Raw genomic sequence first — 22,047 nt, 5'->3', positions numbered from 1 at the left:
CCCTACCGGTCCTGCTTGCGCAGCATCAACAGCGTGGCGGCCAGGATGACTGGCACCGCCGCCAGCAGCGGCCAGAAGGCGCTGCCCAATGCACCCACATCCAGCGCCTTGCTGAACACGCCCCGGCTGATGGTCAGGAAATGGGTGGCCGGATACACGCGCCCGATCATGGCCCCCACACCCTCCAGTGACGACACGGGGTTGAGCAGGCCCGCAAACTGCACACACGGGATGATCGTGCCGATCATGGTGACGAACATGGCGGCAATCTGGCTTTGCGTGAACGTTGACGCAAACAACCCGAAACCCGTCGAGCACGTCACGAAGATCAACGCCCCCAGCGCGAGCGTCGCAAAGCTGCCCTTGATCGGCACACCGAATACCGTCACCGCCAGCAATGCCAGCAGCAGGAAGTTCAGCATCGCCAGCACGATGTACGGTGCCTGCTTGCCCAGCACGAATTCCGCGCGGGTGACCGGCGTCACGTAGAAGTTGATGATGGAGCCCAGTTCCTTTTCGCGCACCACCGACAACGCCGCCAGCATGGCAGGAATCATCATCAGCAGCATCGGGATCACGGCGGGCACCATGGCGGGCAGGCTTCTCACGTCGGGGTTGTAGCGATAGCGCGTCTCAATCGTGCTGGGCATCGCAAGCCGCATCCCCAGCCGGTGCACGGCGGCATCAGCCAGCCAGAGCTGGTGGATGGCCTGCACGTAGCCGCGTACGGTTTCTGCACGGGTGGGCATGGCACCGTCCACCCAGGCGCCGATCTGTACGGCCGCGCCGCGCTCCACATCGCGCGCAAAGCCTGGGGGAATTTCAATCGCCAGCGACAGCTCGCCGTTGCGCATGCGGCGGTCCAACTCAGCGTAGTCGCGAATCGGGGGTTTTTCGATGAAATACCGCGAGCCGGCCAGGTTGAGCGTGTAATCACGCGAGATTGCGGTCTGGTCGCGGTCGAGCACCGCGTAGGTGAGGTTCTCCACATCCAGGCTGATGCCGTATCCGATGATGAACATCAGGATGGCCGTGCCCAGCAGGGCCAGCGTGGCGCGCACCGGGTCGCGGCGCAGTTCCAGCGCCTCGCGTTGCGAGTAGCTCAAGGCACGCGCAAGGCTGAAGTGACGACGGGTAGACGTGCCGGTTGATGTGGTGGTGGTTGCTACGGGTGCCGGTGCCGGTGCGGCGACCTCGTTGGCGCCGGGAGCCGCGTCGGACACCGTTTCAGACGCTTCCCGCAGATAGGCAATGAACGCCTGCTCCAGCGTCTGCGTGCCGCGCGTACGTACCAGCGCGGCGGGCGCATCGCTCACCAGCACGCGGCCAGCGTGCATGAGCGAGATGCGATCGCAGCGCTCGGCCTCGTTCATGAAGTGCGTGGAGATGAAGATGGTGACGCGATCTTGCCGTGCGAGGTCGACCATCAGGCGCCAGAACATGTCGCGCGCGACCGGGTCCACGCCGGAGGTCGGCTCGTCCAGGATCAGCAGTTCCGGCTTGTGCACCATCGCCACGGCCAGTGACAGGCGCTGCCGCATGCCCAGCGGCAGGCTCTCGGGCAGGCTGTCGGCCACCTCCTGGAGCCCGAAACGGGCGAGCATCTCTGCCGCACGCGGTTGCACCTCGGGTTCGGGCAACTGGAACAGGCGCGCATGCAGTACGAGGTTCTGGCGCACGGTCAACTCGCCGTACAACGAGAACGCCTGCGACATGTAGCCCACGCGCCGGCGCGTGTCGATGTCCTTCGGGTTGACCGGATGGCCAAACAACCACGCCTGGCCCTCGCTGGCGGGCAGCAGGCCGGTGAGCATCTTCATGGTGGTCGACTTGCCGCAGCCGTTGGAGCCGAGAAAGCCGAAGATCTCTCCGCGACGGATGCGGAAGTCGACGTGGTCGACCGCCACAAAGTCGCCAAAACGCATTGTCAGTCCGCTCGCCTGCACGGCCACATCGTCGTCCGCGCCGGCCACCAGCGGCGGCACCACCACGGCTTGGTGCCCTTGCCGGCGTGCGGGCGGCAGCAGCGCAATGAACGCGGCCTCCAGCGTATCGGTGCCCGTGCGGCTGCGCAACGCCGCCGGCGTGCCGGTGGCAAGCACCTGCCCTGCATCCATGGCGACCAGCCAGTCAAAGCGCTCGGCCTCTTCCATGTACGCGGTGGCCACGATCACGCTCATGCCTGGGCGCTCGGCCCGAATGCTGGCAATCAAATCCCAGAACTGGCTGCGCGAGAGCGGGTCAACGCCCGTGGTCGGCTCATCGAGAATCAGCAGATCGGGGTCATGGATCAGCGCGCAGCACAGCGCCAGCTTCTGTTTCATACCGCCCGACAACTTGCCCGCCGGCCGCGAAAGGAATGGCCGCAGGCCAGTGCTGGCCGTGAGCGCATCGATGCGGCGGCGGCGCTCCGCTGCGTTGTGACCGAACAGGCGGCCGAAGAACTGCAGGTTCTCTTCGATCGACAGCGTGGGATACAGATTGCGCCCCAAGCCTTGCGGCATGTAGGCAATACGCGGGCCGACCGCGGCACGTGCGCGGCGGTCGGCCATGTCGCTGCCCAGCACGTGCACGGCCCCATCCTGCAAGGCCCGTGCACCCGCCACCAATGACAGCAGGCTCGACTTGCCCACGCCGTCGGGCCCGATCAGCCCCACCATGCAACCGGCCGGCAGGTCGAGCGTGACGCCATCCAGCGCCAGTGTCTTGCGGTAACGCAGGCGCACGCCGGCCAGGCTGACGACGGGTGGACCAAGCGGCGGCCCAAGCTGGGCATCGTGCTGGGTAAGCGGATTGGCGAACTGGGTCACTGCGGAACCTTGATCGCCAGGTTGGCCGGCCATTCGGCTTGGCCGTCGAGCTTGAGCCACGCCATGCCGGGCAAACCGGTCTTCACCAGCTTGAGGTGCTTGCGCAGCAGATCACGATCAATCTGCGCCTTGACCCGGAACATCAGCTTCTGGCGCTCGGTGGCCGTTTCCACGGTCTTGGGCGTGAACTGCGCGGTGCTGGCCACAAACGACACGCGGGCCGGAATCACATACTGCGGCGCGGCATCGAGCACGATGCGCACCTCGCTGCCCATGGCAATGCGCCCGGCGTCCGTCTCTGGCACGAAGAAAGTCATGTAGACGTCGGACAGATCCACCAGGTTGAGCAACCGCCCGCCACCGGCCAGCACCTCGCCGGGCTGAGCGATGCGATATTGCACACGGGCATCTCGCGGGGCGGCCAGGGCGCTGTCGTCGATGTCCGCCTTCACGCGCGACACCGTCGCGTCTGCCGCCTTGACGGTGGCATTGGCGCCGGCCACCTGCGTGCGGGCTGCGGCCACAGCGGCCTGTGCCGCTTCCGCTTGCGCGCGGGCCGCCACCAGTGCGGCTTTGGCGCCCCGCACGCGGGCACGGTCGTCATCCAGCTCCTGCATGGACGACGCCCCTTCGTGCGACAGCGTTTCAGAACGCGCCAGCCTGCGCTGTGCCGCATCCAAATCGCTTTCGCGCAGGGCGATCTGCGCCAGGGCCGCCTGCCGGTCCGCCTCTCGCACGGCCACTTGGGCCTGCGCGCTGGCCACGGCGGAGACGGACTGCTGCTGCCGCGCCTGGGCCTCGTCACGCTGGGCTTCCAGCGTCTGTATCTGCATGTGCGCCAGCGGCTGACCGGCAGTCACGAAGTCACCCTCATCCACCAGGATGTCCTGCACGCGGCCGGGGAGCTTGGTCGCCACATCGATCTCGGTGGCCTCGATGCGGCCGTTACCGCTGGCAAAGCCCTTGCCGGGGCCGTCCTGCCGCAAGGCCTTCCATGCAAATGCACCACCGGCAATCACCAGAGCGGCAGCGATCAATGCAATCCATCGTTGTTGGGGCGTTGTTGTCATGGTGTTGGTTCTCCCGATGCGCGCGCAGTGGGCGTCAGGCTCAGATGGGTATGGGGATCGGATGCGGATTCGACGGCCTGCGTGCCGCCGCCCAGCGCTGCATACAGGCCCACGCGACTGGACAGCAGCGCGCGGCGCACCTGGACCAGTTGCTGCTGCGCGGCCAGCAGATCGCGCTGCGCGTCGAGCACCTCCAGAAACGTCGAGGCTCCGGCATCGAAGCGCAGTTGCGACAGCCGTGCACGCTCGGTCTGCGCCGCCAGCGCAGCCTGCGCAATGTCGAGTTGTTCGGCCAGCCACTTGCGCGCGGAAAGCGCGTCGGACACATCGCGGAACGCGCTTTGTACGGTCTTCTCGTAGCCAGCCACGGCAAGGTCACGGCGGGCTTCCGCCAGGTCGAGATTGCTGCGCAGCTTGCCGCCCTCGAACAGCGGGAGGGTCACGCTCGGCGCAAAGACCCACGCGCGCGTGCCCGGTGCAAACAGGTTGCCGAGTTCGGGGCTGACCGTGCCGTACGCGCCAGTCAATGCCACGCGTGGGAAGAACGCCGCGCGTGCTGCGCCGATGCTGGCATGCGCGGCACGCAGCCGGTGTTCTGCAGCAGCAATGTCCGGGCGTTGCGTCAGCAGGTCGGAGGGCAACCCTGCACGCAGTTCGGCCAGCATCCGGTGCTCATCAAGCGGCTCGGCCACCGGCGGCAGGTCGATCGGCTTGCCCACGAGCAGCGCCAGACCGTGTGCCTGTGCGTCGCGTGCCTGCTGTAGTTGCGTCAGTAATGCCTGCGCCTGGGTCAGCAGGGTCTCGACCTGGGTCTGGTTCAACCGCGATGTCGCCCCCACCGCCACACGGCGCGAGAAGATGCGCAGGGTCTCGGTGCGACTGTCCACGGTCTGCTGCGCCAGCGCAATGCGCTCATCCAGTTCACGCAAAACCAGATAGCTGTCGGCCACCTGTGCGATCAGCCCGAGTGCGACCGCACGGCGCGCCGCATCGGACGCCACGTAGCTTTCCAGCGCGGCGTCATTGAGATTGCGAACGCGCCCCCAGAAATCGATCTCCCAGCTGGAGACACCCGCGCCCACCTGGTACTGGCTCACCCGCATGGGCATGCCGAGGGGGCTCAGGTCAGCCGGAATGCTCAGGCGGTTGATGCCGGCCTGCGCATTGAGGTGCGGAAACGTTTCCGCCCGCTGGATGCCGAACGCCGCGCGTGCTTCTTCCACACGCAGCACGGCGGTCCGCAAGTCTCGGTTGTTCTCCAGCGCCTGGGCAATCAATGCCTGCAGACGTGTGTCCGTAAAGTAGGCTTGCCAGCCGACCGCAGCGGCGGACAGGCCATCACGGCCATCGTCGGCGTCATAGTGCTGGGCCACGGGCAGCGCGGGGGCTTGGTAAGGCGGTGCCATCGAGATACAGCCCGACAGCGCCAGTACGGCTGTGGCTGCGGCCATTGCGGCAAGGGTGGCCAACCGTGTGCCGGCGTACCAGCCGCACGCCAAGGGTTGTTTTTGCACACGCATTTATTTCTCCAGCACGTAGGTGCCAGGCGCATCGTCCAGTGGCGACAGGCCCGGTGCGCCCATCTTGGGTGGCTTGACGGGTGCGGAGACGGATGCATGCGCGGTCAGCCATGCATGCCATGCCGGCCACCATGAACCATCCGTGGTCGGGGCGGATGCCAGCCAATCATCCGGCGCTGCCGAAACCGCGCCTGCGTGACGTGTCTGCATCTGGAAGCGCCGATGCGAGTTTGCCGGCGGGCTGACGATGCCGGCGTTGTGGCCGCCGCTGGTCAGTACGAACGTCAATTCCGCCTCGGTCAGGTGATGCAGTTTGTAGACCGAGCGCCACGGCGCCACGTGATCGGTCAGCGTGCCCACCACGAAAATCGGCAGGTCCAGATCGTTCAGGACCACGGGCGCGCCGTTGACGGGGTAGCGCCCTTCGCTCAGATCATCATTCAAGAACAGGCGCCGCAGATACTGGCTGTGCATGCGCGCGGGCATGCGTGTGGCATCGGCATTCCAGGCCATCAGGTCATTCATGGGCGCGCGATCGCCCAGCAGGTATTCGCCCACCACGCGCGACCACAGCAAGTCGTATGACCGCAGCATCTGGAAGGCGCCGGCCATCTGGCTTGCACGCAGGTAGCCGGTCTGCGCCATCTGCGCTTCAAGCAGACTGACCTGCGCTTCGTCAATGAACAGGCCCAGTTCGCCCGGTTCACAAAAATCGGTCTGCGCGGCAAAGAGCGTCATGGACGCCAGCCGCGCATCGCCATCGCGCGCCATGGCTGCTGCGGCGATGGCAAGCAGCGTGCCGCCCAAACAGTAGCCCGTAGCGTGCACGCGCTGATTCGGCACGATGGCATTGACCGCATCGAGCGCGGCAAAGACGCCGAGCTTGAGGTAGTCATCCATGTCGAGATCGCGGTCCGCCTCGTCAGGGTTCTTCCAGGAGATGCAGAACACGGTATGGCCCTGCTCCACCAGGTAGCGGATCAGCGAGTTCTGCGGGGATAGATCCAGGATGTAGTACTTCATGATCCACGCCGGCACGATCAGGATGGGCTCGGCCTGAACCTTGGGCATGACAGACGTGATGGGGGTGTACTGGATCAGTTCCATCAGGCGATTGCGCAGCACGACCTTGCCGGGCGTCACCGCCACGTCGCGCCCCACCACGAAACGCTCGGTGCCGGCGGCCGGCGCACCGCTCATGGCACGCTCCAGATCGTCAAGCGCATTGAGCGCGCCCCGCACGAGATTCGTGCCGTGCTGCGCAACGGTCTGACGCAAAACGACAGGGTTCGTCGCCAGTTGATTGCCTGGCGACATCATGTCGAGCCACTGCCGTGCGGCAAAGGCCACCACGTCTTCATGGTGCCTGGCGACGCCCCACACGCCGCGCGTGGCCGCCTCCCACCATTGCTCGGTCAGCAGGAAGGATTGGTGCAGTACGTTGAACGGCCACAGGCGCCACTCGTCGGCCGCAAAGCGACGATCTTGTGCCGGCGGCAGAACGCAAAGACACGGCTGCTGAGGGCCCGCCGCCATGCAGTTCTGGATGTAGCGCCCGAGCTGTTCGGCCTGGGTCAACGCCAGCCGGCACAGGTCGAGCCGCTTGCCGGGCGATACCGCCAGGTGCAGGGCCCAATCGAGCAACGCCAGTTGCATCGATACAAATGACAACGAATTCGACGTACGAGCAAGCGCAGCGTGAAACGGCGGATCGATCAGCTCGGCAGCTGGGGAAGACGGCACGGGGGCGGTGCGCATGGTCGGGGGCGTCAAACGGTTGCAAATATGCAACCCATTAGATGCCAGCTGCCGCGGCAGGAACTTGATGCATCTCAAACCGAGACAAGAGCGCCGACTCTAGATGCCCTTCACAGACATGACATGCAGCCTGGCGGATTGCGTGAGCGATTTGCCTGCTCGGCAGGTAAGGATGCATGGTGCCCGTCGGCCACGCGCTTCAGGCCGCAAGGGTTGACGCAGCAGCAGGCTACCGCCCATCGTTCAATGCCCTTGCTGACAAGCCGGTAGTACAGGCGAGCACACGCCAGCATGCTCGATTGGGGCCAGAGATACCGCCGAGTGCATCCGCGCATAGGCTGAGGAATACTCCAGTTCACCCGAAGCCTGGGCGTGAATGGTAAAGAGCGGCTGTCCTGCCTGAACCTGATCATGCAACCTCGCATGCATTTCCACGCCGGCCACCTGGCGTACCGGCGCGCCGGCAAGCTTGGCGATACGGGCGAGATGCCGGTTGTCGATCTCGGTCACGATGCCGTCCTGCTCAGCAACAACATCGTGACGGAAGATCGCTTCGCCCGGTACGCGCAGCCCGCCTTGCGCTTCGCAGATCTCCTCGAACTTGCGCCACGCAGCGCCACTGTCAAGCAAGCCCGTCGCCAGTTGAAGCCCCGCGCCCTGCTCTGCTGCCTCACAGAACTCCAGCAGCACCGCGGCCAGCAGCAACGACCGTTCCCGCAAATCAAACGGCGCCGTTGGCGAGCGCTGCAGCACGGCCAGAACGTCTCGCGCTTCAAGCGCCGGGCCAATGCCACGGCCTACGGGTTGCGCGCCATCGGTACGCACGATCATGACGTGCACACCAAACGCTCGCGCTACGCGTTCGAGCAGCATGCGCAAACGCTCCAGATCCTGCAGGCGGCGCACCTTGGCCGTTGGCCCCACAGGTACGTCGATCAGCACGTGGGTCGACCCAGCCGCGATCTTCTTCGACAGGATGGAGGCCACCAGTTGGGCATCGCTGTCCACATCCAGCGCCCGCTCCACGCGGATCAGCACATCGTCTGCGGGGCTCAGGCTCAGCGCACCGCCCCACGCCAGTGAAGCCCCCACCCGATCAACGACGCGCCGCAACTCCGTGGCGCTCAACGCTACGCGGGTGAGGGTTTCCATCGTATCGGCGGTGCCGGCAGGCGAGGTGATCGCGCGTGAAGACGTCTTGGGCAGCAGCAGACCTGCCGCCGCGGCAATAGCCACCACGATTGGGCTCGTGCGGTTGCCGGGCAGGCCGCCCACGCAATGCTTGTCCGCCACGATGGCGCGGTCCCATTTGAGACGTTCACCCGTGTCGACCATGGCTTGCGTCAGGTCGATGGTCTCTTTGACGCTCATGCGCTCGCCGCCGCAAGCGCTCAGGAATGCCGCGATGTAGACATCGGCATAGCGCTCCTTGGCGATGTCACTCACGACGTTTGCCAATTGATGCGTATCCAGATGCGCCCCATAGATCTTGGCGCGCACCGCCCGCAACGACTCCAGCGCCGGGGCGTGGCTGACCGTCACCACATCGCCAGGCCTTGCCATCAGCGACTCGACGGCACTGACGGACAGGCTGACCTCGCACATCTCCAGCAGCCCTGAACCGACCATGTTGAGCGTGGCAATCAAGGACCGTTGACCAATCCGTACCTCCACCCGAGCCTGCGCGGTAAACCCTTCCGACCGGCAGATCGCACAGTCCGGATGCATGTAGATGACATGCTCCTGCCAGGTGTCGATGCCCAGGGGCTTGAAGGTCAGCCGGTCCGGCAGCACCGCTACCTCGGGCGGAACAAGCATGGTGACGGCTCCTAATCGGCTTAGCGGCGCTTAGAGGCGAAAGCGGAAGTGGCCGCTATGCAGGGTGATCTGTTTGGACCCGGTCATCTCAAACATGGCCCGTGCAACGGCCTCGATATCGTTGCGGTGGCCGGAGAAAGCCTGCACGAGATCTTCTGAGCGGCACGACCGCGCGCCAAAGTGGTCTTCGAGTGCTTCTGCGGTAATGGCATAGGTGGCGTTATTGCCATCCACCGAGGCGCCGCACAGCAACGTTGGGCCCGCCGCGCAGTAGATTGGCTCGCAAGCCTGGAATTCGATCTGTTTCATGGTGCATCTCACACAGGGTTGGGGTCTTGCCTTCGTTGGCGTTAGGACCCTGCCACTACCGTACAAGGCGCCGCGTAGCGGTGGGCAGAGGTAGATCAAACATGTTTGAAATCGCCTCGACAATGGGCTCCGTCAGCTCGATGCGGTTGGTGGGGTGGGCGATGGTGTCGCAGGTGACAACGTCGGCTGCCACGGCACTCAACTCACTGTAGGCATCTGCGGAAAACACCGCGTGGACGCCTACGCATACGGGGTGCGGCAGCCCTGCCCTGCGTAACTGGTCGGCCGCTGCAATCATGGTGCGGCCGGTGGAGATGATGTCGTCGACCAATACAGGCGTACGCTCCGTTGGCAAATCGGATCGGACTGCCGACACCTCCACGCGCCAGGCGCTGTGGCGCGTCTTGCTCAGAACCGTCCAGGGCGCACCGCAGAGGTTGGCCACGTGTTCGACCCATTGCCGGCTTTCCTCATCCGGCCCGACCAGCAGCGGTTTGGTGACGTGGGTCTGCACCCATGCGGCCACGGCGGGTGCCGCCTGCACTGCGGCAGCCGGCACGCCATAGATGTCCGACAGGTTCGGAATGCGATGCAGGTGAGGGTCGACTGCGACCAACCAATCGAAATAGCGCGTCAGCAACTCGGCAAAATGCTGTGCCGCGCAGATCTCCCCCGGTTGGAAGATGGCGTCTTGCCGCATGTAGGCCAAATACGGTGCGACCAGTCCAACACGGGCTGCCCCACCCTGGCGGGCGGCAATGGCAAGCCACAGCAATGCCATGACCTTGTCGTCCGGCCTATCCAGCGTGCAGACGATGACCACGTCAGCATCGCTCACGGGCGTTTGCAGCCTCACGTGGAATTCACCATCAGGAAAGCGTTTCAGCTCGGCGTGTCCAATTTCGGCTGCCAGGGGCACGGCCAGCCTGGCGGCTGCAGCCTGATTGCCTGGCAAAGCCAGTACGACCCGCCTTTGCGGCTTGCCCGAGAACGTACGAAGTGACGTGAGGGGTTCCATGATCAGCTCAGCGCATAGGACTGCCGGTACTCCGGCATGCACACAGGCCATTGCAGTTCGCGTTCGATCCGCTGGCGCAAGGCGTCGCTGGCGGCCGGCTCGCCATGGACGATGAATGTCTGCTGCGGTGCGCGAGAAAATCCACGCAGCCAGGTCATCAACTCGTTGGCATCGGCGTGGGCGGAAAGATTGGCGATCTGCTCAACCGTGGCGCGGATGGCCACATCGCGGCCATGCACGCGCAACTGCCGCTGCCCGGCCAGCAGCGCCGCCCCACGCGTGCCGGCCGCCTGGAACCCTGACATCAGAATGGCATTGCGCTTGCCGCCGCCGAAGCTCTTCAGGTGATGCAAGACGCGGCCGCCTATGGCCATGCCACTGGCAGCGAGGATGATCTTCGGCGCGCGGTCGTTAGACAGGTGCATCGACTGCTGCGGGCTTTGCACTGGAATCGCCAGCGCACAGGCTGCCTGGCAATCCACGGCATCGATATGCAGCTCGTCAACGTGGCGGGCAAACACCTCGGTGGCCCGCTCGGCCATCGGGCTGTCGAGATAAATCGGCACGTGCGGAATCCGATGCGCCTGGATCAGCTTGTAGAGGCAGTACAGCAACGCTTGCGTGCGACCGACCGCAAATGCGGGAATCAGCAGCGTGCCGCCCTGCTCCAGGGTTCTGTGCACGATCCGTTCAAGTTCGTCGAGCGGATCGCCGGATGGATGCAGCCGATCCCCATAGGTGGATTCCACCAGCAAGGTATCGGCCTCTGCCACCGCCTCCGGCGGACGCATCACCGGATCGACCTGCCGCCCCAAGTCGCCCGAGAACACGATGCGCCGGCCTTCCGTCAGCACCGTCACAGTGGAGGCACCGATGATGTGTCCGGCACGGTGAAACTCGGCCTCAACCCCATCGGCCACAGGAAAGCGTTCCCCATGGTTCATCGGATGCAGCCTGCGCAACGCTTTGGCGGCGTCCTGCTCGTCGTAGAGCGGCAAGGCAGGATGGTGACGCGAGAAGCCCTGCGCATTGGCGTACTGCGCATCTTCAACGGCAAGCCGTGCGCTATCGGGGAGGAGGATGTTGCACAGCTCGGCCGTACCCTTCGTGCAGTAGACGGGGCCGCGAAACCCGTTGCGGACCAGCAGCGGCAAGTAGCCGCTGTGGTCGATGTGGGCATGCGTGAGGACGACAGCGTCGACGTGGTGCGGATTGACGGCGAGCGCGTCCCAGTTCCGCAGTCGCAAGGACTTGTAGCCCTGGAACAGCCCGCAATCGACCATGACGCGATGCCCGGCTGCCTCCAGCACGTACTTCGAGCCGGTCACCGTGTCGGTGGCCCCGAGAAACTGCAATCGCATGCGCTGCTCCCGCGCTTAACGAATCGTGATGCGTTGCTGCGGCGAGGCTTCCTTCTTGGGCAGCGTCACGCGCAGCAGCCCGTTCTCGTAAGTGGCTTCCACCTTGCCTTCGTCGATGGCGGCATCCAGCGTGAACATGCGCTGCATCGATCCGCTGTAGCGCTCGCTGCGGATGACGCGCTCGCCCTCCTTCTTCTCGGACTGACGCTCCACCTTGGCAGAGAGCATGACCGTGCCGCGGTCGACGGTCACGTCAATGTCTTCCTTCTTCGCACCCGGGATTTCCGCAACGACGTTGTAGGCCGTATCGGATTCCGTCACGTCGACTTTGAACGGTAGCGCGCCGTCCACGCCACCGCGGAACGAACGCAGAAGCCCTTGAAACATGTCGCCCACCGGTTCGATGGCGAATGGGTCGTAACGCCTGAGTTGGCTCATGACAGCCTCCTGATGAATGGCCCCGCTGGGCTTTTGGGGGCCAGCGCATGTATCGTGGCACGACAAACCAGGCATGCTTTGCGGCAGATCAACACGTGGTGTCGTCATCCGGCGAGCGTGCACCCTCATCGACGGGGCCGGCCAAGATCCCTTCTGGGTGCCCCACCTGAAGGCGTGTTCACGCGTCGTCTCACCAGGGCAATGGCCTCCCTGGGCAATGGCGCCGGCAGATCAGCCTGCGCGTGGGATCACCCACACGGGCTTGCCGGCACAGTCTTGCGACACCACGTGCCACGTCGTGCGCTTGGCCTATGCGTGGTGCTCCCGCCGGGGCTGACGTGCATGACCCTCCGTGGCCGTTGTCACCTGGGTGCCCTAGGCGGCGATGATGACCTTGAGTGCATGTGACTCCCCCGCGTTGCGGAAGGTGTCGTAGGCGGAGAGGATGTCTTCCAGCGTGAACCGGTGCGTGATGAGTTGGCCTGGTTGGAGCTTGCCTGAGCGCACCGTCTTCAGCAGCATCGGCGTGCTGACCGTATCGACCAGCCGTGTGGTGATGGCGATGTTCTGGCTCCACAGTGTTTCCAGATGCAGATCCGCCTTCACGCCGTGCACGCCGATATTGGCAATCACGCCACCCGGTGCAACAAGGTCCTGACACAGCTCGAACGTGGCAGGCACGCCGACCGCTTCGATTGCGCAATCCACGCCCACGCCATCGGTCAGCGTCTTTACTGCGGCAACCGCATCTTCATTGGTGACGTTGATGCACGCACTGGCGCCCAGCCGGCTCGCCACCTCCAGGCGGGCGGCGTTGGTATCGATCAGGATGATCTGGGCAGGCGAGTAGAACTGGGCGGTCAGCAGCGAGGCCAACCCGATGGGCCCGGCACCGACAATCGCCACGGTGCTGCCCGGCTGCACGCGGCCATTCAGGACGCCGCATTCGAAGCCGGTCGGCAAGATGTCTGACAGCATGACCAGCGCCTCTTCGTCGATACCCGGCGGCAGCTTGTAGAGACTGGTTTCTGCGTGCGGTATCCGGACGTACTCGGCCTGCACGCCATCGATGCGGTTTCCCAGGATCCAGCCTCCCGTCTCGCAATGCGAGTACATGCCGCGTCGGCAGTTCGCGCATTTTCCGCATGAAGAGATACACGAGATCAACACGTGGTCGCCCGGCTTGAGCGACGTCACAGCGGCGCCGACGGACTCGACGACCCCGACACCCTCATGCCCCAGCGTACGCCCGGGTTCGCAGGTGGGCACATCGCCCTTGATGATGTGCAGATCGGTCCCGCAGATTGTCGTCAACGTCACGCGGACCACGGCATCGCTGGGCGCCTGCAACTCGGGCTTCGGCTTGTCTGCCAGCGAGATCTTGCCGGCGCCGTCATAGACCAGTGCTTTCATGGAAATCATCCGTTGGAGTAGAGATTCCATGCTAGGCAACTGCCGCGCCCGACCATTGATCTGCATCAGCGGACCGTTACGCACGTTGATGTGCCGCAGAGGCGGCGCACGTCTTGCGCGTGGATGCGCTACAGGATGTCGTCGTCCGAGAACAGGCGATGGCGTATCGCATAGCGCACCAGCGCGGCGTCGCTGGACACCTGCAGCTTGTCCATCAGACGCATCTTGTAAGTGCTGATGGTCTTGGCGCTCACGCACAGGCTGGTGGCAATTTCCGTGAGCGGTTCTCCGCGTACCAGCCGGCGGTAGACCTCCATCTCCCGGTCGGACAGGCGGGTGTGGGCAGCCTCTTCGTTGGCTTCGCCCAGGCTGTGTGCCAGTTTTTCGGCCATGGGCGGGCTGACATACGTGCCGCCACGCGCCACTTTTTGCAACGCCGTCACCAATTCGGTCGCGGCGCTTTCCTTGGTCAGATAGGCCGCAGCCCCCGCGCGAAAGGCGCGCGCCACATACTGCTCCTCTGCGTGCATGGTCAGCACCAGCACTCGTACGGTCGGGTGATCGTCATGCAGCTGGCGCAGCAGCTCCAGCCCACTGCGCCCCGGCATCGACAGGTCAAGCACGATCACCTGTGGCTGGTACTCGCGCACGAGCTGCAGCACCTGGGTGCCGTCGGACGCCTCGCAGGCAACCTCGAAATCTCCAGCACGCTCCAGAATATGGCGTACGCCGTCGCGCATGACAGCGTGATCGTCGGCAATCATCACGCGGATCATGGTCCGGTCTCCTCGGTCACTTCGTGGGCAGCAGGAAAACGCACGCTCAACCGAAAGCCGCTGTTGGGCGTATGCGTGATAGAGGCCTGGCCGCCCAGCAGACGCGCACGCTCGCGAATGCCAAGCAGCCCCAGCGGCTTGCGCTCACCCGCTGTGGGCGGCACCCCGCTCCAGCCACGGCCGTTGTCCTGGATCGTGAGTTCAAGCATGTCGCCTTGCTGCGCTAACCCGATATCAACGCGGGTCGCGTCGGCATGGCGCACCACGTTGTTGAGCGCCTCCTGCACAATCCGGAACACCGAAATTGCCGCACGCTCCTGCAGCGGTGCCTCCTGGGCGTGCACGTTGACGATCAGCCCAAAGCGCTGACGGAAGTTCTTGGCGATCCACTCGATGGCCGGCACCAGCCCGAGTTCATCGAGCAACGGCGGACGAAGATCCGCAGAAATCTGTCGGACTGCCGCAATGGTCTCGTCAATCACGCGTTGCATGGCCTCCGTCTGCGAGATCAGCGCCCTGTCACTTCCCCCGGCCTGCAGGTCCGTTGCCAGCAACGAGATATCCATCTTGAGCGCACTCAGGCGCTGCCCAAGGTCATCGTGCAGCTCCCGCGCGATGCGATGCCGCTCTTCCTCCCGCGACGCCAGAATGCTGTCCGACAGGTGCTGCAACTCTTCCTGCGAGCGCCGCAGTGCCGCTTCCGCCCGCACGCGCTCCGTGGTGTCGCGCAACATCACGGTAAAAAGCTTGCCACCATTCACCTCGACCTGCGAGATCGACGCCTCAATGGGGAATTCACGGCCGTCGGCATGCAGCGCGAACAACGGGCGCTGCTTGCCCATCTGGCGCTCGGATACGCCTGTCACGCTAAAGCGCCGCACGTGTGCCTCGTGTGCACCGCGAAACCGTTCCGGCATGAAATCGGACAGCGGCCGGCCGATGGCATGCTTGGCCGGGCATCCGAACAGGGTTTCCGCCATGGGATTGAACAGAACGATGCGCTGCGCATCGTCCACGGAAATGATGGCCTCCATGGAGGAGCGGATGATGCCCGCCAACCGGGCCTCGCTCTTCTCCAGATCGATCAGATCCTTTGCCACCGCCGCACGCAGCACCCGAAGTCGCAACCAATAGAAGACGAGCGCCAGGACGGCCGCCATGCTTGCCAGGGCCAACCATACAAACGGCGCATCCCGCGCCTGAACCGCCATGGCAAGCCAAGTGACTGACGCAGCGAGCAGCAGAATGGCCAACCCACCCGCCACCAGTTCGGCCAGTGTGGAACGCGATAGCAACAGGCGCCTGCGCGACGCCTTTAAGGAATGGCTGTCTTGCTCCACCACAAATGCCACCAAAAAAGACCGGGATGCACACAACATAGCCCATCCGGATGGCGGGAGATACTAGCCATGTGATGGATGCGCCTCTGGAAAAACCCATCGTCGCTGTCAGGGATGCCTGACAACATCGCAGCCTATGCCGACACACATCTCAGCGCCGCCTGATTTCGCGCCAACGGTGCACCTCCGATACTGAACATACGGACACCGAACTGTGGCTGCATGCGGTGGCCGATCCTGCCTCGCCCAACCAGGCGCAGGACCACATACAGCGCGTGCCCTCCGGAGGCCCCCATGATTCCGAGCGCTCTCCAAGCCCAGACGTCCGTGGACGTTGTCCGCCCTACGCCCCTTCCCCAGCTCAAGCTGGTCCGCGATGCAACACAGCGCTGCCAAACGGCCGGCCCGGCGCCGAGCAGCCGGTGCGCCGGCTGCATGATGCATTGGGCGTGTATCACCGCAGCCGTACCATCCGCGCTACAAGAACGGCTGGACCGGTTGGTGCACACGTGGCGCAAGGTCGGCAAAGGCGAATCGCTGTTCCGTGCTGGCGACACCTTTCATGCGCTGTATGCCATCCGCTCGGGCTCTTTCAAGACGGTCGTATCCCACCCCAATGGCACGAACCACGTGACAGGCTTCCAGTTGGCTGGAGAAACCCTTGGTCTCGATGGCATTGCCGCAGATCGTCATACGTGCGACGCCATTGCCCTGGAAGACAGCACCGTCTGCTCGATGCCCTTCCACTGTGTTGAAGACCTGTGCCAGGACATTCGCCCGCTGCAGCGTCGGCTCCACCAGCTGATGGCGGAGGAAATCGTGCGCGAATCCGGGTTGATGCTGCTGCTGGCCGGGCTGACAGCAGAGGCGCGCGTCGCCACCTTCCTGCTCAATCTGTCCACACGCATGCAAGACCGGGGCTACTCCGGGTCCAGCTTTACGCTGCGGATGACGCGCGAAGAGATCGGCAGCTATCTGGGCATGCAACTGGAAACCGTCAGCCGCGCGCTGTCTCGGTTCCAGCGCGAAGGTTGGATTACGGTAAGCGGCAAGCAGATCGAGATCGCCAACAAATCGGCGCTCAGTGAACTGTAGCCGCGCGATAAAGGGCAACTACCGCCGTGACAGGGGCAGGCTGCGCTGCCCTGCCATCAAGTGGCGAGCGACATCCACACCCACGCCTGCTGCATCCACCGCGGGCTCCCAGGGCAGCTCGTCATTGAGGTCTTGCTTGATACGCAAGTCGCAAGTCGCAAGTCAATTTTCATACCTCACGCCTACTGTGCTTGGGTTGCCACCTAACCCCACTTGCGCTCTCGCAGTGCCTGGCAGCTCAGGCACCGCAGCGCGGTTGGTTGGGCTTGCAGGCGCAAGAAGGGAATCGCCTCGCCACAATCCACACAGATACCGTACTGCTGCTCCTGCATGCGTTGTCGTGCCGCATCGACCTGCGCGAGCTCGTTTCGGTAGTGAACGAGCATGATGTCGCTCGTCTGGTCTCCCGCTTCCTGTTCCGCCAGGGTTGCATGCTCGACTGGCGCCTCGCGAGAGGCGGGTTGAGTCGCGGCGCGCAGTGTTACCAGCTGACGCTGTGTACGCGCCTCTTGCTCATCAAGCAATGTGTTGAGTCGCGTCCATTGCGCCTCGGTAAAGCGGTCCATGCACACTCTCCTGCCGTCGATCTGACGCGCAATCCTTACGTAGGTTTCAGGCCTCGGTCGGTGACAGCCATGCCGGCCGGCGCTTGGATTGATCCCATTTGCCGGCTGTCTGTACTTGCTCGATAAAGCCCGAGATCTCTTGTTGAGAAAGACCACTGAGCACATCGCGCTGGCAAAGTGCCAGGACGGGTGCCGGAATGGCGGAGGTGATGCGCGCAATCTCTTCCATGGCGCTGAATGCCCCACGCGATGCCATGACGCAAATCACCGACAGGTTTGCCGAGAACGGCGATTGATCCGCCAGGAAATCCCGCATCGGCGAGGCCAGATGCCCCATCCAGATTGGCGCCAGCACAACAACCTGGTCGACTTCATCCAGTGGCGGTCCGGCGTAGTGATACTTGGCGCGCTTGTGGAATAGCGTTTCGATCATGCAGCGTACATCGCCAAGAAAGCCGGCACGCGGATACGCATCCGAAACCTCGGCAAGCTGCCACCCGCTTTGCGCCGCCATCAGTTCAGCCACCTGGCGTGCCGTGCCGGTGCGCGAGTAGTAAACGATCAGGTTTTTTTCCATGGCAGATGTCCGGAATGGAGACGGTTGGGCGGTGCGCCACCGTGGGTCAGGTGCCCACCCAAAGATGGTCGATCACAGCACGGACACCTGGCGCGTCCATGGCGGCCTCTCGCGCGGCACGGCACTCATGCAGATTGCGCAAGGGCCCGTACAGCGTGACGGTGCCATCCGCCACCACCACATTGATCCGTGCGGCGTCGAGAACAGCCTGGCGCTGCAGTGCCTTGACGATGCGCTCAGACAGGTCTGCCGGGCCAGCGGCCTCCCGAAGGGTCAGCGCGTTGGCAATCGATGTCACCCCGCGCACGCGCTGTACGGCATCCAGTGCGGCACGGCGCTGGAAATCCTGATCAACCTGGCCCCGCAAGGTCACCGCACCATCCTCGACCGTGACGCGAATGGCGTCAGCAGGTACGGCAGTGTTCCAATGGAGGGCATGGCCGATGGCCTGGGCAATCTCCTCGTCCGGGCGCCGCATATCGGGCGGCACGCGCACCTGCACATGCACAACGAGCGCGGTCACACCGGCCACCCGGCAGATGGCTTCCTCCGCGGCATGCTTGTCCGCAAAGCTGTCGGCGCTGCCAGAAATCGTCACGACGCCGTTCTTGACGCGAATGGCAAACCGGTCGGCATCCACCGCCGGATCCCATTGCAGTTCGTCTTCCACATCGCCCTTGAGCTGGATGTCGTTCTTCATGGTGGCCTCCTGGCACAACGTCCGGACTCAGTGAGACAGCAAGACGGGTACGGTCATGGTGTTGAGCAGCGTGCGCGTCACCCCACCCAGCACGAGCTCACGCAAACGGCTGTGCCCGTAGCCCCCCATCACGATCAGGTCGGCGCCGAAATCGGCGGCGCGCGATAGCAGCATCTCGCCAATTGCGACGTCGGAATCCACACAGCGCGCTTCCTCAACCGTGGGTTCAATCCCATGTGCCAACAGCGTGCGGGCGACTTGGCCAACCGTCGTGTCCTCCGCCCAATGTCGCGGACGGTCACCCGTCATCTGCAGCACCCGCACGGTGTTTCCGGACATCAGCGGCATGGCATCGTGCAGCGCACGTGCCGACTCTCGGCCGCCGCTCCACGCCACCAGCACCCTCTGCGCCACGCTCGTAAAACGGCCTGCATACGGCACGACCAGTACCGGCCGGCCTGACTCAAGGATCAGCGTTTCAACAAAATCGGGGGCAACAAAACTCTCGGCGTCGCTGCCGTCTTCCTGCCCGACAACCAGCAGGTCCGCCTCGCGCACCTGACGCAACACCTCCGCCAGCGGATCACCGTCGACAGCCCGCCATTCCGTCTCAACAGGAACGGACTGCATCGCCTCACGAAAACGTGCGTGTACAACGTCCCGAACACGGTCACGCCGATTGCGGTCCTCGTCCAGGTAATGGGCGGCGCCTTCCATCCGGTAAAACCAGTTCGGGCTTGGCGCAAAGCTTGCGTAGACAGCGATGAGCGTTGCGTGGTGCGCTTGCGCGTAGCACGCGGCAAGACTGAGGCGGTGCATCGCACGCTCGCTGGCATCGAGGTGCACCATCACGCTGGCATAAGTCATGATCGAACCTTGTTCTGAGTCAGAAGAAGAACGCACTACGCAATGGCAATGTTCGTTAGCGGTTCTGTGACGACGTGCTCGGTTTCGGTCGGAACGGCCCGCACCAGCAGCACCGGCAGCGTGCTTTGTCGCGTGACGCTCTCTGCCACGCTGCCGAGCAATATCCGCCGAAAGCCTCGTCGGCCATGCGTTCCAAGCACCAGCAGCTTGGCGTCGGCGTCGCGTGCGGCCTGTTCGATTGCATAGCCCACATCGAACGCACCAAGCGGGTCGTTGACGAGTGCCGTCTTGACGCGCGCGCCTGCCTTCTCTGCCTTGGCTTTTGCGCTCGCGACGATCTGCTTGCCGGACTCAATCAGCATTTCAGTGAATCCAGCCACGTCGATGTAGCCAACGTCGTACCTCAGGTAGTTGTTGTCGATCACGTGCGCAATGATCAGCTCTGCGTCAAGCTTCAGGGCGAGCTGAGTGGCTTCGTCCAAAGCGCGATCTGCCGTTGGACTGCCATCTACCGCAACCAGGATCCTGTCGTACATGGTGTGCCTCCATATGGAATCGGCCCGAGCGCCCGAACACGGGCTGACGTGATTCCATGTTGGACCACCGGAGGGATTGCCCCTTGATTTACATCAGCGTTTTTCCACACGCAAAGAGATCAAGGCTGCTTGATCTACCTCAAGGGTGTTGGCGCCCTTTTCTCTAGACTTTTTCGTCACCCGCGGCCACCCACACCCGCAATCGAGGGCGACAACATCTTGTGCAGGATCAACTTCCGGAACCGGTCCGTTCTTATAGTGAGTACGTACGCGTATCGGAGGTCAGCATGAGGGTCAGTGAGATTTGCTCCCGCCGCATCGTCCACGTTCCGGTATCCGCAACGCTGCAGACGGCCGCGCGCCTGATGCGAGACCAATGCCTGCGGGCGTTGTTCGTGACTGAGCACGGCGTAACAGGAATGCGGGTTGTCGGCATCGTGACCGACCGCGACATGGTGGTACACGGCATCGCCAGCCAGACCCATTGCGCGCAAATCTCCGTATCCGAAGTCATGACGCGTGGCGTGCTGACCATTCAGGGGCATGCGGTCATGAGCGAAGCCCTGCGCACCATGCTCGGTCACGGCCTGCACCGCCTTGCGGTCATCGACGATCAGCAGCAGCTCATCGGCATGCTGACACTGGACGACACCATCCGCGCAATCGGCGGCGAATGGACGCTGCTGGCCGGCATCCTCGGCCGCGACCGGTGCAGCGACGACGGTTTCGACACCCGATCTCCGTTAAGCGCGTCGGACGTGCGCCCGATTTCATGTCATCCGTAGGAGTGCCGCCATGTTTCCCAACGTAGGAACAGCCGACCGCATCGTTCGCATCCTGATCGGCCTTGTGATGATTCTTCTGGCGCTCTTCAGCAAGGTGCCGCCCTGGGTTGGATGGCTTGGCCTGGTACCTCTGGTCACCGGCCTCATCCGCATGTGTCCGGTCTATTGGATGATGGGCATCGGCCGAGATTGAACGCTCCTCGCCGTCCATACTGAATGGGTACGGTGCGTTTGGAGGCCCTATGCCCGAGTCAATGTGCGCCATGGTCTATGAGAGCGCGGGAACGCCTTTGCATTGGCGAAAGATGCCGGTGCCGACTCCCGGGCCAGGTGAAGTCCGGATTGCCGTGTCCGTGTGTGGTGTCTGCCGCACCGATTTGCACATCGTGGATGGTGAGCTTCCACACCCCAAGGCATCGCTCATTCCCGGCCACGAGATCGTGGGCGTGGTCGAGTCCTGTGGCCCTGGCGTTTCTTGGCCAGCGCTGGGCGAGCGAGTCGGCGTGCCCTGGCTTGGCTGGACATGCGGAGCCTGCCCGTTCTGCTTGAGCGGGCACGAGAACCTGTGTAACCACCCCGCCTTCACGGGCTACACGCGTGATGGCGGCTATGCCGAGTACGTGGTCTGTGATGCACGGTACTGCCTGCCCATTCCAGAGCGGTATGACGATGCGCATGCGGCGCCGCTGCTATGCGCTGGCCTGATCGGCTATCGCACGCTGCGCATGGCTGGAGATGTGCGCCGAATCGGCATCTATGGCTTTGGTGCGGCAGCCCACCTGGTCACCCAGATTGCCGTGGCGGAGCAGCGCAAAGTCTTTGCCTTCACGCGTGCCGGAGCCACTGCCGCACAGCAACTTGCCCTGCAGACCGGCGCCAGTTGGGCGGGGTCGAGCGACCAATCTGCGCCAGAGCTGCTGGACGCGGCCTTGATCTTTGCTCCGGTTGGGGCGCTGATACCACAAGCCCTGCTGGCCGTGGCCAAGGGTGGTGCCGTGGTCTGTGGCGGCATTCACATGAGCGACATTCCGTCGTTCCCATACCGGCTGCTGTGGGAAGAACGCAAACTCATGTCGGTTGCCAACCTGACACGCGCGGATGGCCTTGCGCTGATGCGTGTGGCATCGGCAATCCCGCTGAAGGTTCATGTCACGCCGTACCGGCTGCAGGATGCCAACACCGCCTTGGATGACCTGCGCGCTGGGCGCGTTGCCGGCGCGGCAGTACTGAGGGTCAATGCCTGATCAGCGTTGATGTGGGTCAATGGGGCGGCCTCCATGCGGGCTACGC

General features: G+C 63.9%; 21 protein-coding genes. 4 read left to right on the top strand and 17 right to left on the bottom strand.

From position 1 onward, the window contains the following. Nucleotides 1-2 precede the first annotated feature (2 nt). The 12 genes from rbbA to C404_RS37785 all read right to left on the bottom strand — a co-directional run bounded on the left by rbbA (nt 3) and on the right by C404_RS37785 (nt 15,670). Complete coding sequence (gene rbbA, locus C404_RS37840; RefSeq protein WP_021193987.1) at nt 3-2,843, bottom strand: ribosome-associated ATPase/putative transporter RbbA; 2,841 nt, start codon at nt 2,841-2,843, stop codon at nt 3-5. Beyond that, on the bottom strand, nt 2,807-3,880 hold the full coding sequence (locus tag C404_RS37835) for an HlyD family secretion protein (RefSeq protein ID WP_031329090.1): 1,074 nt from the start codon (nt 3,878-3,880) through the stop codon (nt 2,807-2,809). Before C404_RS37835 ends, rbbA begins: the two co-directional genes overlap by 37 nt. After that, nucleotides 3,877-5,400: an efflux transporter outer membrane subunit gene (locus C404_RS37830; RefSeq protein ID WP_021193985.1), complete on the bottom strand. Its 1,524-nt coding sequence runs from the start codon at nt 5,398-5,400 to the stop codon at nt 3,877-3,879. The genes C404_RS37835 and C404_RS37830 overlap by 4 nt, the downstream gene beginning before the upstream one ends. After that, nucleotides 5,401-7,158, bottom strand: a complete 1,758-nt coding sequence (locus tag C404_RS37825) for a PHA/PHB synthase family protein (protein WP_021193984.1) — start codon at nt 7,156-7,158, stop codon at nt 5,401-5,403. It abuts the gene before it with no gap. A gap of 243 nt (nt 7,159-7,401) precedes the next feature. Further along, nucleotides 7,402-8,976 carry a thymidine phosphorylase family protein gene (locus C404_RS37820; protein WP_021193983.1) on the bottom strand — a complete coding sequence of 525 codons (1,575 nt, stop codon included), beginning with the start codon at nt 8,974-8,976 and terminating at the stop codon, nt 7,402-7,404. A 30-nt stretch (nt 8,977-9,006) separates the two neighbouring features. Then, entirely contained in the window at nt 9,007-9,285 is a 279-nt protein-coding gene (locus C404_RS37815) for a DUF1488 domain-containing protein (RefSeq protein ID WP_021193982.1), read from the bottom strand. Nucleotides 9,286-9,340: 55 nt separating this feature from the next. Then, complete coding sequence (locus tag C404_RS37810; protein ID WP_021193981.1) at nt 9,341-10,303, bottom strand: ribose-phosphate pyrophosphokinase; 963 nt, start codon at nt 10,301-10,303, stop codon at nt 9,341-9,343. Between the two features lie 2 nt (nt 10,304-10,305). Beyond that, nucleotides 10,306-11,664, bottom strand: coding sequence for an MBL fold metallo-hydrolase RNA specificity domain-containing protein (locus C404_RS37805; protein ID WP_021193980.1), 1,359 nt, complete (start codon nt 11,662-11,664; stop codon nt 10,306-10,308). 15 nt (nt 11,665-11,679) lie between these two features. Beyond that, entirely contained in the window at nt 11,680-12,102 is a 423-nt protein-coding gene (locus C404_RS37800; protein ID WP_021193979.1) for an Hsp20/alpha crystallin family protein, read from the bottom strand. A gap of 375 nt (nt 12,103-12,477) precedes the next feature. Then, nucleotides 12,478-13,515, bottom strand: coding sequence for a zinc-dependent alcohol dehydrogenase family protein (locus C404_RS37795; protein ID WP_031329087.1), 1,038 nt, complete (start codon nt 13,513-13,515; stop codon nt 12,478-12,480). A 128-nt stretch (nt 13,516-13,643) separates the two neighbouring features. Next, a complete protein-coding gene (locus tag C404_RS37790; protein ID WP_021193977.1) occupies nt 13,644-14,291 on the bottom strand; it encodes a response regulator in 648 nt (215 codons plus the stop codon). Continuing rightward, nucleotides 14,288-15,670: a PAS domain-containing sensor histidine kinase gene (locus C404_RS37785; protein WP_031329086.1), complete on the bottom strand. Its 1,383-nt coding sequence runs from the start codon at nt 15,668-15,670 to the stop codon at nt 14,288-14,290. Before C404_RS37785 ends, C404_RS37790 begins: the two co-directional genes overlap by 4 nt. A gap of 255 nt (nt 15,671-15,925) precedes the next feature. Here C404_RS37785 and C404_RS37780 point away from each other — a divergent pair, with 255 nt between their 5' ends. Continuing rightward, nucleotides 15,926-16,726 carry a helix-turn-helix domain-containing protein gene (locus C404_RS37780; RefSeq protein WP_031329085.1) on the top strand — a complete coding sequence of 267 codons (801 nt, stop codon included), beginning with the start codon at nt 15,926-15,928 and terminating at the stop codon, nt 16,724-16,726. Between the two features lie 203 nt (nt 16,727-16,929). Here the strand turns inward: C404_RS37780 and C404_RS37775 are convergent, their stop codons facing one another. From C404_RS37775 to C404_RS37755, 5 genes are read right to left on the bottom strand one after another with little or no spacing between them, the layout of a single operon-like run. Then, nucleotides 16,930-17,292, bottom strand: a complete 363-nt coding sequence (locus C404_RS37775; protein WP_021193974.1) for a TraR/DksA family transcriptional regulator — start codon at nt 17,290-17,292, stop codon at nt 16,930-16,932. Nucleotides 17,293-17,338: 46 nt separating this feature from the next. Then, on the bottom strand, nt 17,339-17,869 hold the full coding sequence (locus tag C404_RS37770; protein ID WP_021193973.1) for a flavodoxin family protein: 531 nt from the start codon (nt 17,867-17,869) through the stop codon (nt 17,339-17,341). 46 nt (nt 17,870-17,915) lie between these two features. Beyond that, nucleotides 17,916-18,569: a BON domain-containing protein gene (locus C404_RS37765; RefSeq protein ID WP_021193972.1), complete on the bottom strand. Its 654-nt coding sequence runs from the start codon at nt 18,567-18,569 to the stop codon at nt 17,916-17,918. Between the two features lie 27 nt (nt 18,570-18,596). Beyond that, nucleotides 18,597-19,436, bottom strand: coding sequence for a universal stress protein (locus tag C404_RS37760; protein ID WP_021193971.1), 840 nt, complete (start codon nt 19,434-19,436; stop codon nt 18,597-18,599). Nucleotides 19,437-19,471: 35 nt separating this feature from the next. After that, complete coding sequence (locus C404_RS37755; protein ID WP_021193970.1) at nt 19,472-19,972, bottom strand: universal stress protein; 501 nt, start codon at nt 19,970-19,972, stop codon at nt 19,472-19,474. Between the two features lie 287 nt (nt 19,973-20,259). Here C404_RS37755 and C404_RS0129760 point away from each other — a divergent pair, with 287 nt between their 5' ends. The 3 genes from C404_RS0129760 to C404_RS37745 are packed head-to-tail and all read left to right on the top strand — an operon-like array spanning nt 20,260 to nt 22,001. After that, nucleotides 20,260-20,757 (top strand): CBS domain-containing protein, encoded by a 498-nt coding sequence (locus tag C404_RS0129760; RefSeq protein ID WP_031329084.1) that lies wholly within the window; start codon nt 20,260-20,262, stop codon nt 20,755-20,757. Between the two features lie 10 nt (nt 20,758-20,767). Beyond that, nucleotides 20,768-20,950 carry a YgaP family membrane protein gene (locus C404_RS37750; protein WP_021193968.1) on the top strand — a complete coding sequence of 61 codons (183 nt, stop codon included), beginning with the start codon at nt 20,768-20,770 and terminating at the stop codon, nt 20,948-20,950. Nucleotides 20,951-20,999: 49 nt separating this feature from the next. Continuing rightward, entirely contained in the window at nt 21,000-22,001 is a 1,002-nt protein-coding gene (locus tag C404_RS37745) for a zinc-dependent alcohol dehydrogenase family protein (RefSeq protein WP_031329083.1), read from the top strand. Nucleotides 22,002-22,047: the final 46 nt, after the last annotated feature.

Origin of the sequence: Ralstonia sp. AU12-08, assembly GCF_000442475.1 — a bacterium.
Lineage (GTDB): Bacteria > Pseudomonadota > Gammaproteobacteria > Burkholderiales > Burkholderiaceae > Ralstonia > Ralstonia insidiosa.
Note: the sequence above shows the minus strand (reverse complement) of the source record. Positions and strands in the feature narration are given on the sequence as shown.